Genomic DNA, 12,198 nt, shown 5'->3' on the forward strand with positions numbered 1-12,198 from the left:
GGGCTGGGGTGGGGTGCGGGGCGTGGCCGGCTCAGGCCGGCCGGGACGGCGCGGTGGGCCGCCGGAAGATCCGCCGGCCGATGAGGCCCTGACGCGGGGCGAACAGGTACACCAGGGCGAAGGCCGCTCCCTGCACGACCACGACCAGTCCGCCGGGGGCGGCATCCATCCAGTAGCTGAGATAGATGCCGGTCACGCTGCAGCCCGCCGACAGCAGGGGCGCGATCACCAGCATCCGGCCGAAGCGGTCGGTCAGGAGCTGGGCTGTCGCGCCGGGGATGATGAGCATCGCGACCACGAGCACGACCCCGACCACCTGCAGGGCCACCACCGCCGTCAGCGCCAGTACGCCGAGCAGCAGCGCCCCGAGCATCCGTGGAGAGAGGCCGATCGCGAACGCATGCGTCGGATCGAACGCGTACAGGGTGAGGTCGCGGCGCTTGACGAGCAGCACGGCGAAGGCGACGGCCGCCAGGATCGCGACCTGCACGAGGTCGGCCGCGGACACCCCGAGGATGTTCCCGAAGATGATGTGGTTCAGATCGGTCTGGCTGGGCGTCACCGAGATGAGCACGAGGCCGAGCGCGAACAGGGTCGTGAACACGATGCCGATCGCGGCATCCTCCTTCACGCGGCTGGTGCCGCGGATGGCCCCGATCAGGGCGACCGCGAGGAATCCGAACACGAGCGCGCCGAGCGCGAAGGGCGCGCCGAGAACGTAGGCGATCACGACTCCGGGCAGCACGGCGTGGGACACCGCGTCGCCCATCAGCGACCACCCGACGAGCACGAGCCAGCAGGACAGCAGTGCGCAGACGACCGCCGCCATGACGGTGGTGGCGAGCGCCCGCACCATGAAGTCGTACTGCAGCGGCTCGAGGATCCAGTCCCAGATCATGCGGCGTCCCCCTCGGCATCCAGACCGAACGCCCGCGCCAGTTGTGCGGGCTGCAGGGCGTCGGCGACCGAACCGTGGAACAGCACGCGGCGCAGCAGCAGCACCGCGTCGTCGGCCAGGTCGGGCAGGGCGTGCAGGTCGTGCGTGGACACCAGCACGGTGCGTCCGGAGGCGGCGAGCTCACGCAGGAGCCGGACGATCGTCGCCTCGCTGCGCTTGTCGACGCCCGCGAAGGGCTCGTCGAGCAGGAGGATGCCGGCGTCCTGCGCGATCCCGCGGGCGACGAACGCACGCTTGCGCTGCCCGCCCGACAGCCGGCCGATCTGGCGGTCGGCGAGGTCGGCGAGCTCGACCCGTTCGAGCGCCTCGTCGACGGCTGCGCGATCGGAGGCCCGCGCTCGTCGCATGGGGCCCTGGTGACCATAACGTCCCATCATGACGACGTCCCGCACCGAGACAGGGAAGGACCAGTCGACCTCCTCGCTCTGCGGCACGTAGCCGACGAGACCGCGGCGGCGGGCGGAGGTCGGGTCGGAACCGGAAAGGGCCACCGTTCCGCGCTCGGGCCGGACCAGTCCGAGGATCGTCTTGAACAGCGTGGACTTCCCCGAGCCGTTCATGCCGATCAATCCGGTCACCCGCCCCGGCGAGACCTCGAGCGAGACGTTCTCGAGCGCCAGGACGTCCCCGAACCGGACGGTGACGCCGTCGACCGCGATCTCGCTCATCCGGCACCCCCGGTGAGACCGTCGACGATCAGGGCGGCGTCGTGGCGGATGAGGTCGAGATAGGTCGGCACGGGGCCGTCGGCCTCGGACAGCGAGTCCACGTAGAGGGTGCCGCCGAACTCGGCGTCCGTCGCCTCGACGACCTGCTGCATGGGCTTGTCGGAGACCGTCGACTCGCAGAACACCGCGGGGACGTCGTTGTCCTCGACGAACTCGATGACCCCGGCGATCTGCTGCGGCGTCGCCTGCTGCTCGGCGTTCACCGGCCAGATGTACGCCTCGGTCAGACCGGCATCCCTCGCGAGGTACGAGAACGCACCCTCGCAGGTGACCAGCGCGCGCTGTTCGGCGGGCAGTCCGGCGAGGGCGTCGACGAGCTCGTCCTGCACCTGCTGCAGCTCGGCCTTGTACGCCTCGGCGTTGGCGGCGTAGTCATCGGCATGATCGGGATCCAGGTCCGCGAAGGCCTCGGCCATGGCGTCGACGTAGAGCTGGGCGTTGGACGGACTCATCCAGGCGTGCGGATTGGGCTTGCCGGCGTAGGCGTCGCCGGTGATGTCGATGACGTCGACCTCTTCGGACACCACCACGTGCGGGACGTCGACCGACTCGACGAACTGCGCGAACCACACCTCGAGGTTCAGCCCGTTGTCGAGGATGAGGTCGGCGTCGGAGGCCCGGCGGACGTCGCCCGGCGTCGGCTCGTACCCGTGGATCTCCGCGCCGGGCTTCGTGATCGACTCCACGCGCAGGTGCTCGCCGGCGACGTTCTGGGCGATGTCCGTGAGCACGGTGAACGTCGTCAACACCACGGGACGATCGTCGGCGGGATCGGACACCGTGGCGCATCCCGTCAGCGCGATCAGGCCGACGGCGACGGATGCCACGGCGAGGCGAAGATTTTTAGGCACACCGAAAACCTACCTTTTCGGTGTGCCTAAAACAACCGGTCCTCGAGCATGCGCCCCGGCCGTTTCGCCGCGCCGCTCACAGCAGATCCGCCCACGGCGGATTCCCGAGACGGACGGGGAGCCGGCGGCGCACGCTGGAGTCATGAGCGAAGAGAACCCCATCCCGCAGTTCGGTCCTGAGGCCCGACGCGCCCTGTTCCACGAGCGCGTGATCGTGCTCGACGGCGCCCTCGACGACGACAACGGCACGCTGCTGATGACGCAGCTGCTGACCCTCTCCGCAGAGGACCCCGTCGCCGACATCGCCCTGTGGATCCATTCGCCGGGAGGCTCGGTCCCGGCGATGCTCGCGATCAGGGATCTCATGCACCTGATCCCCAACGACGTCTCGACGCTCGTGCTGGGCATGGCGGCCAGCGCAGGGCAGTTCCTGCTGTCCGGCGGCACCCGGGGCAAGCGCCGCGCGCTGCCCCATGCGCGGATCCTCATGCACCAGGGCTCGGCGGGCATCGGCGGATCGGCCGTCGAGATCGAGGTGCAGGCCGACGATCTCCGACAGATGCGCGACACCGTGCTCGGGCTGATCGCCGAGGACACCGGTCAGTCGGCCGAGCGCATCTTCGAGGACTCGCTGCACGACCGCTGGTACACGGCATCCGAAGCGCTGGACTACGGCTTCATCGACGAGATCATCACCTCGACCGCCGAGGTGTTCCCGCGCCGGCGCGCGCGGGTCGGACTGGGAGGGCAGTCATGAGCAGCTACACGATCCCCAACGTCATCGCGCAGCACCCACGGGGAGAGCGCGTCATGGACGTCTACTCCCACCTGCTCGCCGAGCGGGTGATCTACCTCGGCACCGGCATCGATGCGGGGGTGGCGAACGCCCTGATCGCGCAGCTGCTGCACCTGGATGCGGATGCTCCCGACACCGGCATCCAGTTCTACATCAACAGCGAGGGCGGGGATCCCGGCGCAGCGCTGGCGATCTACGACACCATGCAGCACATCCGGCCCGCCATCGCGACGACCTGCGTCGGGCAGGCCATCGGACCGGCGGCGCTGCTCGTCGCCGCCGGCGCCGACGGCCAGCGCGCCGCGCTCACGCACGCGCGGATCGTGCTGCACCAGCCGGCAGGGCAGTCGCGCGGGGCGATCCCGGATCTCATCCTCGCCGCCGACGAGGTCGTCCGGGTGCGGTCGGACCTCGAGGCCGTGCTCGCGCGGCACACCGGCCGATCCGTCGAGACGCTGAGGGCCGACACCGATCGGGACCGGGTGTTCACGGCATCCGCGGCCCAGGAGTACGGGCTCATCGACACGGTGCTCGGCGCACGCGGCTGACCGTCCGACTGCGCGTGCGAGTCGCGCCCGCGGGTCCGTCCCGGGGGCCTGCGAGTCGCGCCCGCGGGTTCTGCGACACCTTTCAGCGAATGCGCCAGAAAACTACTAGCGCAGATGTCAGAAGGTGCAGCAGAACCCGCGCGGGCGCAGAACCCGAGCGGGCGCAGAACCCGAGCGGGCGCACAGCCCGCGCGGGAGTGCGAGCCCGGGCCGAAGGGTCAGGCGGCGAGGGCGAACGCTCCGCGGGATGCCGGGACGGATGCCGGCACCGTCCGCAGCTCGTCCGCGATGGCGCTCGTCAACTCGATGAGGCTGGTGTCCAGCGCCCCGGCGATCGCGGCGATCATCTCGCTGGACGGCTCCTTGAGCCCGCGCTCCACCTCGGAGAGGTACTGCGGCGACACGCCGGCCTTCTCCGCCGTCTCCGCGAGGATCTCCTCGCGTTCGTGCCGACGGCGACGCAGTTGGTCGCCGAGCAGTTCGCGCCAGAGCGGCTCCGGATCGCGATTCACAGGACGCGGGAACGGGACGATGTCGGCCATGCGCTCACGATAATCCGCCTCTCCGATTCCGGTCACCCCGTTCTGCTCACAGCAGAACGGCCCTCCTGCGCCGTTCGACGGGGACGGCGACTACTGCAGTTCGATCGAACCGCGGATCCCGACGGTCGTCGGGCCGCCCACCCACACCTGGCCGGCGTCGTCGACGCTGATCTGGATCACGCCGGCACGGTCCAGACGCCGTCCCTGCGACGCCGTGTACTCCGTCGGCAGCGCGCCGGTCGAGGTCAGCCACTGTCCGACGCTGGCGTTCATGCTGCCGCAGACGGGATCCTCGTTCACGCCCATGCGCGGCGCGAAGCTGCGGATCTCGATGGCCTGAGCGGAGCCATCCGGGTACGACCCGGTCGCGCCGACCATCTCGTCCGGGATGAGGGCGAAGTCGGGTTCGAGCGCCAGCACCTCCTCGGCGCTCGCGAGCCGGACGACGGCCCAGCCGGGACCGTTGTCGACCCACTGATGATCGATGATCGCGTCGCGCGGGATGCCGAAGCCGCGGGCGATCCGCGTCAGGTGCTCCTCGTCCAGCGGGCCCGAGCGCAGTGTCGGCGGCGCCGCGAACGAGAGCGTGTCGCCGTCGCGGCGGATGCGCACGAGGCCGGCGCCGCACTCCTGCACGATCACGTCCGGGTCGGCGGGTGTGCCGCCGTACGCGAGCCACGCGGCTGCGGAACCGAGCGTGGGATGCCCGGCGAACGGCAGTTCGCCTCCGGGAGTGAAGATCCGCAGACGGTAGTCGGCCGCGGGGTCGGAGGACGGCAGCAGGAACGTCGTCTCCGACAGATTCGTCCAGCGCGCCAGGCGCTGCATCTGCTCGTCCGACACGTCTGCGGCGTCGAGCACGACGGCGACGGGGTTGCCGAGGTAAGCGGTCGATGAGAAAACGTCGACCTGGGCGAAATCATGGGTGCGGGGCATCCGGGATCCTCTCTCGTGGCACGAGCCTAGACGGGACGCGGCAGCGCCGAGCCGGGATCCGCGGGCCAATCGGCTGCGAGTGGCGCATGCTTCGGCCGATCCGGTTCGAACGGCATCCGGAGAGATCTCCTGGGTCCGGGCACATCGGAACGGATTAGGATGTGTCGCGAGCTTCGCGCCATCCTCCTCTCCTTCTCCTCGCCCCCCGCGGCCCTCGATCGTGTCGCCGGACGAGACCGTCAGAAAGGCTCACCATGAGCGACAACGCCGACAACCGCGACGCACGAGAGCCGGACTTCTTCGATCAGCTCGTCCAGGGAGGTGCAGCCGCGCAGGCACAGACCTCGTTCACGCAGGCGTTCCGCGGGTACGACAAGGGCGAGGTGGATGCCGCGATCGCCACGCTTCGCGCTCAGTTGCAGCGCGCCGAGACCGACGTTCAGCTCGCCCGCAACGGCGCGAGCGGCGAGGCGGATGCCGTCCGGGCCGAGGCCGAGGCCGCGCGCGCCGGTGACCAGGAGCGCATCGCGCAGCTGGAGGAGGAGCTGGCGGCCGCGCAGGCGCAGGTCGCGGAATCCGAGCAGCAGGTGGCCACGCTGACCAGCGAGCTCGTCGAAGCGCCCGCCAGGGAGGGCGACGACGAGGGATCCCGTCTGCAGTTCGAGGCGGTGCTGCGGGTGGCGGAGGAGCAGGCGAGCGTCCTGATCCAGAACGCCGCGGTGCAGGCCGAGCGTCTGCTCGAGGCGGCTCGCGAGGAGGCCGAGGCGAAGCGCGTCGAGCTCGAGGCGGACGTCGCCCGCATCACGGCCGAGGCTCAGCATGAGGCGGACCAGGTGCGGTTGCGCATCGACACGGAGTACACCGCGCACGAGGCCCGCATCGCCCGCGAGGCCGCGCACGCCGCCGAGAAGGTGACGCAGGCCGAACAGGAGGCGGCGGCCGTTCGCGCCGAGGCGGAGAAGGGATCGGCCGCGCTGCGGTCGATGGTGACGCGCGAGACGCAGCAGCAGCGTGCGGATGCCGAGCGCGAGGTCCGCGAGATGAACACTCGGGTGCTGGAGTTCGAGGAGAGCCTGACGCGTCGCCAGAACGACGCGCAGCAGGAGTTCCTCACCCTGCACAATCAGGCCGTCGCGCATGCCGAGCGGATCACGAACGATGCGAACGAGCAGGTCCAGGCGTCCCTGGAGCACGCGCAGCGGATCTCGGCGAAGGCCGACGACTACGAGCGTCTGATGCGTTCGCAGGCGCAGACGATCGAAGCGGATGCTCAGGTGCGTGCCCGCGAGACCCTCGATCGGGCTCGCGTGAAGGCGCAGAAGATCGTGGACACCGTGATCGGGCACACCACCGAAGTGCTGCGCGACGCGGAGGACCGCACGCGCCAGCTGCGCTGGCAGCAGCAGCAGCTGAACAGCTTCATGGCCGAGGTGCGCGAGCTGATCCGCCCCGACGGCGTGCTGACGGCCGACGCGGTCGAGGTGGATGCCGAGGACGACGAGGAGACCGAGCTCACCGAGGCGGTCGACGTCGCGGAGGAGTTCGAGCCCGCCGAGGAGGACTGAGCCTCCGTTGAGCGCGTCCCCTTCGCTCCTCGCTCGTTGAGCGCACGCCCCCTCGTTCGTTGAGCGCGCACCCGCTCGTTCGTTGGGCGCACACCCCCTCGCTCGTTGAGCGAGCGGAGCGAGTCGAAACGGGTTGACGGCTGCGCGTCGGTTGCTGCGTTTCGACTCGTCGCTTCGCTCCTCGCTCAACGAGCGGGGGATGGGGGTGGGGCGCCCCGTCGTTCGTTGAGCGAGCGGAGCGAGTCGAAACGGGTTGATGGCCGGCGGCGGTTGGTGCGTTTCGGCTCGTCGCTGCGCTCCTCGCTCAACGAGCGGGGGATGGGGGTGGGGCGCCCCGTCGTTCGTTGAGCGAGCGGAGCGAGTCGAAACGCGTTGATGGCTGTGCGGCGGTTGGTGCGTTCCGCCTCGTCACTCCGCCCCTCGCTCAACGGACGGCGGACGCGGGACGGCGAGCGGTGGGTCCTACGCTGGGCACATGTCCCATCTGGTGAGCGTCGCGGAACTGTCTGAACTCATCGCCCAGGAGCCGCGTCTGCGGGTCCTCGATGTGCGCTGGCGTCTCGGCGGCCCGGACGGCCGCCCCGAGTACCTCGAGGCGCACGTGCCGGGAGCGGTCTTCGTCGACCTCGAGAACGAGCTGTCCCGCCACGGCCGGCCGGACGAGGGAAGGCATCCGCTTCCGGACACCGCGACGGTCCAGGACGCCGCCCGCCGCTGGGGCCTCGACGACGGAGACCCGGTCGTCGTGTACGACGATCACGGTGGACTTGCAGCGGCGCGGGCGTGGTGGATCCTGCGCCAGGGCGGCATGGACGTGCGCGTTCTGGACGGCGGGTGGCCGGCGTGGGTCTCGTCCGGTGAGCCGGTCGAGGCGGGTGCGGTCGCTCCGGAATCGGGATCAGCGGCCCTGTCCGACATCCGCGGAGGCAGCCTCACGATCGACGAGGTCGCGGCGTTCCCGGCATCCGGAGTCCTGCTGGATGTCCGAGCTCCCGAGCGATACCGCGGCGAGACGGAACCGTACGATCCCGTCGCCGGGCACATCCCCGGTGCGATCAACCTGCCGACAGCCGTGCACCTCGCGGCGGACGGGACGGCGCGCAGCCGCGAGGAGATCCGCGCGAACCTGGCTGCCGCTGGCGTCGCGGACGGAACGCCGGTCGCCGCCTACTGCGGCTCGGGCATCACGGCCGCGCATACCGCGCTGATGCTCGCCGAGGTCGGCATGGACGCGAAGATCTTCCACGGGTCCTGGAGCCAGTGGTCGAACACCCTCGGCCGTCCCGCGGCCACCGGCCCGCAGCCGGGCTGACCTCGGCTGACCTGCGGCGGGCGGTTCTGCCACACCTTTCCGCGGTTGCGACAGCTGTTTCCTGGCGCATTTGCGGAGAAGTGTCGCAGAACACGCTCATGACGGAGACACGCTCATGACGGAGACACGCTCATGGCGGAGACACGCGCATGACGGTCGCCCGTCACTCGCGCTCGCCGTAGCCCCACCGCAGAAGCAGCATCCCCGGTCCGAAGCGGCGTCGCACCTGGAGCACGCTGGATCCGGCATCGATCGTCACGGGCGTGCGGACGATGCCGTGCGGGGACTCCTCGACCTCGTCGATCCAGTCCGGCAGGGCATCCGGGTGGAATCTCGTCCACAGCACGAGGTCACGCGCCCGGCGGGCGACGCCGTGGCCGGTCTCGCGCACCGGCGGATAGCCGGGCGGCACCTCGAACGCCCACTCGATCATGGTGGACTGCGCGCTGTCGACCGGCTGATCCAGTTCCAGCGAGAACCCGTGGACCTCTCCCGACTCGTGCGAGTGCAGCGCGGCGATGCGGCCGCCGGCGATCGCCCGGAACACGGGCGGCGGCGTGCGGACACCCGGCGTCATGTCGACGTAGGGAACGTGGGTGAGAAGTCCGGACATGGACTGGACGAGGGTCCTCGTCGTGCGTGAGACGACGTTCCCGTCCGGACCGACATCGGTCACGGAGTGGGTGCTGACGTCCCGGGCCAGATCGAACTGCGGGGCGCCGAGTGCGTGGAACACCTCGGTGACGGCCTCCTCGATGGCGTTCTCATTGAGCGGGAACATCGGCATGCCGACCGGACCGATGCGCTGCGTGGGCCCCACCAGGTCGGACAGCGTCCCGCTCTCCAGCCGCAGCAGGTCCTCGATGTCCGCGACCGCGGCCAGGGACTGGGCGCCCTCGGGGCGGCGCGCCCCCGATCGCCAATAGCTCAGCGTCGCCATCGAGACCGGGTTCCCGTTCTCGCGCAGCCGCTTGTTGAGCCAGGCGAGCGTGACCCCCCTGGCGACGATCGCGTCCCTGAGCACGTCGGCGAAGCTTCCGCCCCCGGTGTCCTCGTTCGCCATCACAGACCTCCCCCAGGTATGTGAACACTCGTCTCGTAGATTCGAGCATACGACCAGGCGCTTTCCCCTCGGGGGCTCGAGGCGGGGAGCGCGGGGTCGCTGGACCTCGCGCCCCGGGAGGAAGCCCGATCACGGACGCGTGACGGTCCGGCGCAGTGATGCCCCGTACTGCGCTAAGCGTGGAGTCCGACGGCTGTTCTGGGGAGGGCCGTCGGACTCCGACGCTGCGCCCTCGGGGCCCGCCGGACGCCCCGGCACGCCCCGGTAGACTGGACGCACCACCATCAGGACCGAGGATTCGTCATGTCTGCCCCCGCCCGCGCCTTCACGGTGCGACACATCCAACTGCTGCGCGCGGCGTTCGCGGCGATCGCGGCCCTGATGATCACGTTCTCCTCCGACCACTCCGCCGCCGTCGGGCTGGCCGTGTTCAGCGGCTTCGCCATCGTGACCGGATTCGTCCTCGCCCTCAGCGCCTGGCTGGCCGTCCCGCAGGGGCGCCGCTGGTCGTACGTCCTGCTCGCCGTGATCGACATCCTCGCAGGGATGATCGCCGGGATCCCGATGCTGCGCACGGACGACACCTTCTTCGCGCTCGTCATCAGCTGGGCCATCCTCGCCGGCGCAGTCGAGATCATCGCCGGCATACGGGGTCGTCGCGACGCCGACCCCCTCGCTCGAGACGCGCTCCTCATCGGCGGTCTGGGCATCCTGCTCGCCGTGGCGCTCCTGCTGATCCCGGCCGGATTCACCTCGGACTACACGGTCGAGGACGCCGGAACGTTCCAGCTGACCGGGATCATCCTGGGAGTCGGGATGCTCGGTGGATACGCCGCTCTCGTCGCGGTGTTCCTCGGCATCGCGGGGCTCACCCCCGCGCGCGACGCCAAGACGCCCGCCGCGGACGCGGCCCCGCTCTCCGGAGGTGCGGCATGACCGACGACAAGCCCACACGCCGAGAGCTGCTGCGCCCGCTGCACCTGCTGGGCATCGCCCTCGCCGCCGGAGTCTTCGCCGCGGCGGTCACGCTGGTGTCGACGGGCGCGTTCACGGCACGCGTGAACCAGGCCATCGCGAACGGGACGTACGAGGGCCTGAGCCCGATCGCGCTCGGCCTCGTCGTCGGCGGCGGAGCGTTCATCGTCACACTCCTCGGCATCGCGATGCTGATGCTCGCGGTCGACCCCGCTCAGTACGAGGACGAGGAGCTCGTGCGACCCGTCCTCTACGACGAGGAGTCGGATGCCGCACCCGACGCCGCGTCGCCGGACACCCCCGCCGACGCCGATCCCGCGGACGCCGAGAGCGACCGGGGAACCGACGCCAAGGACGGCGACGCGTCCTGATCGCGGAATAGTCCGGCGCCGCGGCGACTTGTCCCTGTGGTGACCACCTCGATCGATCGCGCCTCCGTCGGACTCCGATCCGAGCGCGGACCGGTGCTCGGCGCGCTCATGCTCGCCACCGGACTCATCGCGATCGACGCCACGATCCTCGCGACGGCCGTGCCGAGCATCGTCCGGGATCTGGGCAGCTACCAGGAGTTCCCCTGGCTGTTCTCGGTCTACCTGCTCGCCCAGGCCGTCAGCGTGCCGATCTATTCGCGATTCGCGGACACGGTGGGACGCAAGCCGATCATCCTGATCGGGATCGGGCTGTTCCTGGCCGGTTCGATCCTGTGCGGCTTCGCCGGAAGCATGACCGCACTGATCATCTTCCGCATCGTGCAGGGGCTCGGCGCCGGTGCCGTGGCGCCGATGTCGATGACGATCGTCGGCGACATCTACACGGTCGCCGAACGGGCGAAGGTCCAGGGGTACATCGCGAGCGTCTGGGCGATCTCGTCGGTCGTCGGCCCGGCGCTCGGCGGCATCTTCGCCCAGCTGGACGCGTGGCGCTGGATCTTCTGGGTCAACATCCCGCTCTGCCTGATCGCCGGATGGATGCTCGTTCGCCGGTACCACGAGCAGAAGCAGACCCAGCGTCACCGCATCGACTACGCGGGCGCCGTGCTGCTCACGATCGGCCTGACCGGGATCATTCTCGGAATGCTCGAGGGCGGCAACGCCTGGGCGTGGCTGTCGCTGCCCAGCCTGCTGTGCTTCGGTCTCGGCGCCGTGTCGCTCGTCGCCTTCGGGCTCGTCGAGCGGCGTGCCGCGGAGCCGATCGTGGACCTGAGGCTCGCGTCGCGCCGCCTGATCCTCACGACCACGCTCGTCTCGCTCGGCGTGGGAGCCCTCATGACCGGCGTCACCAGCTTCGCGCCCGCGTACCTGGAGGGCTCCATCGGGATCGCGCCGCTGCTGTCCGGCCTCGCCGTCGCCGCCCTCACGCTGGGTTGGCCGATCTCGGCGGCGAACGCCGGCCGGCTGTTCCTGCGGATCGGGTTCCGCCGCACGGCGCTCATCGGCATGGCGATCGCCTCCATCGCGGCGATCGCGCTGGCGTCCGCGGCGTCGTGGCCGAATCCGTACGTCGTGGCCGTGATCGCGTTCGTCCTCGGCTTCGGCCTGGGCTGGACGGCCGCGCCGACACTGATCGCCGCTCAGGCATCGGTCGGATGGGGAGAGCGCGGTGCGGTCACGGGCATGAACGCGTTCGCCCGATCAGCGGGCAGCGCGGTCGGTGTCGCCGTGTTCGGCGCGATCTCGAACGCGGTGATCGCCCGGGGAGCCGGGCCGGAGGACCCGGCGACCATCGTCTCGGCATCCGTCTGGGTGTTCGCGGGCGCCGCCGTCGTCGCCCTGCTGACGCTGCTCGCCGCGGCCTTCATGCCGAGGGATGCGCCCGCCGCTCACTCCGGAGAGCCCGCCGCCTGACATCTCGGTGCCCCGCGCTCCGCGAGTGCACGGGATGCCGCCGAGTGCACGGGAGGCAGATGCCGGCAGGCCGTGCATCC

At 70.5% G+C, this 12,198-nt stretch carries 13 protein-coding genes; 7 read left to right on the forward strand and 6 right to left on the reverse strand.

From position 1 onward, the window contains the following. Positions 1-31: 31 nt before the first annotated feature. Genes KYX17_RS18925 through KYX17_RS18935 form a run of 3 tightly spaced genes read right to left on the reverse strand, consistent with a single transcriptional unit; the run spans position 32 to position 2,537 of the window. Positions 32-898 (reverse strand): metal ABC transporter permease, encoded by an 867-nt coding sequence (locus KYX17_RS18925; RefSeq protein ID WP_243228520.1) that lies wholly within the window; start codon positions 896-898, stop codon positions 32-34. After that, positions 895-1,626 carry a metal ABC transporter ATP-binding protein gene (locus KYX17_RS18930; protein ID WP_243228522.1) on the reverse strand — a complete coding sequence of 244 codons (732 nt, stop codon included), beginning with the start codon at positions 1,624-1,626 and terminating at the stop codon, positions 895-897. Before KYX17_RS18930 ends, KYX17_RS18925 begins: the two co-directional genes overlap by 4 nt. After that, on the reverse strand, positions 1,623-2,537 hold the full coding sequence (locus tag KYX17_RS18935; protein WP_374208971.1) for a metal ABC transporter substrate-binding protein: 915 nt from the start codon (positions 2,535-2,537) through the stop codon (positions 1,623-1,625). Before KYX17_RS18935 ends, KYX17_RS18930 begins: the two co-directional genes overlap by 4 nt. Before the next feature lie 142 nt (positions 2,538-2,679). On the opposite strand from KYX17_RS18935, the gene KYX17_RS18940 reads away from it, so the two are divergent. Both KYX17_RS18940 and KYX17_RS18945 read left to right on the forward strand, forming a co-directional pair. Then, entirely contained in the window at positions 2,680-3,294 is a 615-nt protein-coding gene (locus tag KYX17_RS18940) for a ClpP family protease (RefSeq protein ID WP_243228524.1), read from the forward strand. Continuing rightward, the gene (locus tag KYX17_RS18945; RefSeq protein WP_243228526.1) at positions 3,291-3,881 is read left to right on the forward strand and encodes a ClpP family protease; all 591 of its coding nucleotides are present in this window, start codon (positions 3,291-3,293) and stop codon (positions 3,879-3,881) included. The genes KYX17_RS18940 and KYX17_RS18945 overlap by 4 nt, the downstream gene beginning before the upstream one ends. Positions 3,882-4,099: 218 nt before the next feature. On the opposite strand, the gene KYX17_RS18950 is transcribed toward KYX17_RS18945, so the two are convergent. Both KYX17_RS18950 and KYX17_RS18955 read right to left on the reverse strand, forming a co-directional pair. After that, positions 4,100-4,423, reverse strand: coding sequence for a helix-turn-helix domain-containing protein (locus KYX17_RS18950; RefSeq protein ID WP_243228528.1), 324 nt, complete (start codon positions 4,421-4,423; stop codon positions 4,100-4,102). A gap of 90 nt (positions 4,424-4,513) precedes the next feature. Beyond that, complete coding sequence (locus KYX17_RS18955; protein ID WP_243228530.1) at positions 4,514-5,359, reverse strand: PhzF family phenazine biosynthesis protein; 846 nt, start codon at positions 5,357-5,359, stop codon at positions 4,514-4,516. A gap of 254 nt (positions 5,360-5,613) precedes the next feature. Between KYX17_RS18955 and KYX17_RS18960 the strand changes: the two genes are divergently transcribed. Further along, the gene (locus KYX17_RS18960) at positions 5,614-6,924 is read left to right on the forward strand and encodes a DivIVA domain-containing protein (RefSeq protein ID WP_243228532.1); all 1,311 of its coding nucleotides are present in this window, start codon (positions 5,614-5,616) and stop codon (positions 6,922-6,924) included. Between the two features lie 475 nt (positions 6,925-7,399). Beyond that, complete coding sequence (locus KYX17_RS18965) at positions 7,400-8,236, forward strand: sulfurtransferase (protein ID WP_243228534.1); 837 nt, start codon at positions 7,400-7,402, stop codon at positions 8,234-8,236. A gap of 163 nt (positions 8,237-8,399) precedes the next feature. Here KYX17_RS18965 and KYX17_RS18970 read toward each other — a convergent pair whose 3' ends face one another. Then, positions 8,400-9,299: a hypothetical protein gene (locus KYX17_RS18970; protein ID WP_243228537.1), complete on the reverse strand. Its 900-nt coding sequence runs from the start codon at positions 9,297-9,299 to the stop codon at positions 8,400-8,402. 303 nt (positions 9,300-9,602) lie between these two features. Between KYX17_RS18970 and KYX17_RS18975 the strand changes: the two genes are divergently transcribed. The 3 genes from KYX17_RS18975 to KYX17_RS18985 are packed head-to-tail and all read left to right on the forward strand — an operon-like array spanning position 9,603 to position 12,118. Next, positions 9,603-10,235 (forward strand): acyl-CoA synthetase, encoded by a 633-nt coding sequence (locus tag KYX17_RS18975; protein ID WP_243228539.1) that lies wholly within the window; start codon positions 9,603-9,605, stop codon positions 10,233-10,235. Then, entirely contained in the window at positions 10,232-10,645 is a 414-nt protein-coding gene (locus KYX17_RS18980) for a hypothetical protein (RefSeq protein WP_243228540.1), read from the forward strand. The genes KYX17_RS18975 and KYX17_RS18980 overlap by 4 nt, the downstream gene beginning before the upstream one ends. 39 nt (positions 10,646-10,684) lie before the next feature. After that, positions 10,685-12,118 (forward strand): MFS transporter, encoded by a 1,434-nt coding sequence (locus KYX17_RS18985; RefSeq protein ID WP_243228542.1) that lies wholly within the window; start codon positions 10,685-10,687, stop codon positions 12,116-12,118. Positions 12,119-12,198 lie beyond the last annotated feature (80 nt).

Source organism: Microbacterium sp. CIAB417 (assembly GCF_022788845.1).

Coding starts and splice junctions, on each gene's coding strand:
- KYX17_RS18925 (WP_243228520.1), bottom strand. CDS start 898: ATGATCTGGGACTGGATCCTCGAGCCGCTGCAGTACGACTTCATGGTG.
- KYX17_RS18930 (WP_243228522.1), bottom strand. CDS start 1,626: ATGAGCGAGATCGCGGTCGACGGCGTCACCGTCCGGTTCGGGGACGTC.
- KYX17_RS18940 (WP_243228524.1), top strand. CDS start 2,680: ATGAGCGAAGAGAACCCCATCCCGCAGTTCGGTCCTGAGGCCCGACGC.
- KYX17_RS18945 (WP_243228526.1), top strand. CDS start 3,291: ATGAGCAGCTACACGATCCCCAACGTCATCGCGCAGCACCCACGGGGA.
- KYX17_RS18950 (WP_243228528.1), bottom strand. CDS start 4,423: ATGGCCGACATCGTCCCGTTCCCGCGTCCTGTGAATCGCGATCCGGAG.
- KYX17_RS18955 (WP_243228530.1), bottom strand. CDS start 5,359: ATGCCCCGCACCCATGATTTCGCCCAGGTCGACGTTTTCTCATCGACC.
- KYX17_RS18960 (WP_243228532.1), top strand. CDS start 5,614: ATGAGCGACAACGCCGACAACCGCGACGCACGAGAGCCGGACTTCTTC.
- KYX17_RS18965 (WP_243228534.1), top strand. CDS start 7,400: ATGTCCCATCTGGTGAGCGTCGCGGAACTGTCTGAACTCATCGCCCAG.
- KYX17_RS18970 (WP_243228537.1), bottom strand. CDS start 9,299: ATGGCGAACGAGGACACCGGGGGCGGAAGCTTCGCCGACGTGCTCAGG.
- KYX17_RS18975 (WP_243228539.1), top strand. CDS start 9,603: ATGTCTGCCCCCGCCCGCGCCTTCACGGTGCGACACATCCAACTGCTG.
- KYX17_RS18980 (WP_243228540.1), top strand. CDS start 10,232: ATGACCGACGACAAGCCCACACGCCGAGAGCTGCTGCGCCCGCTGCAC.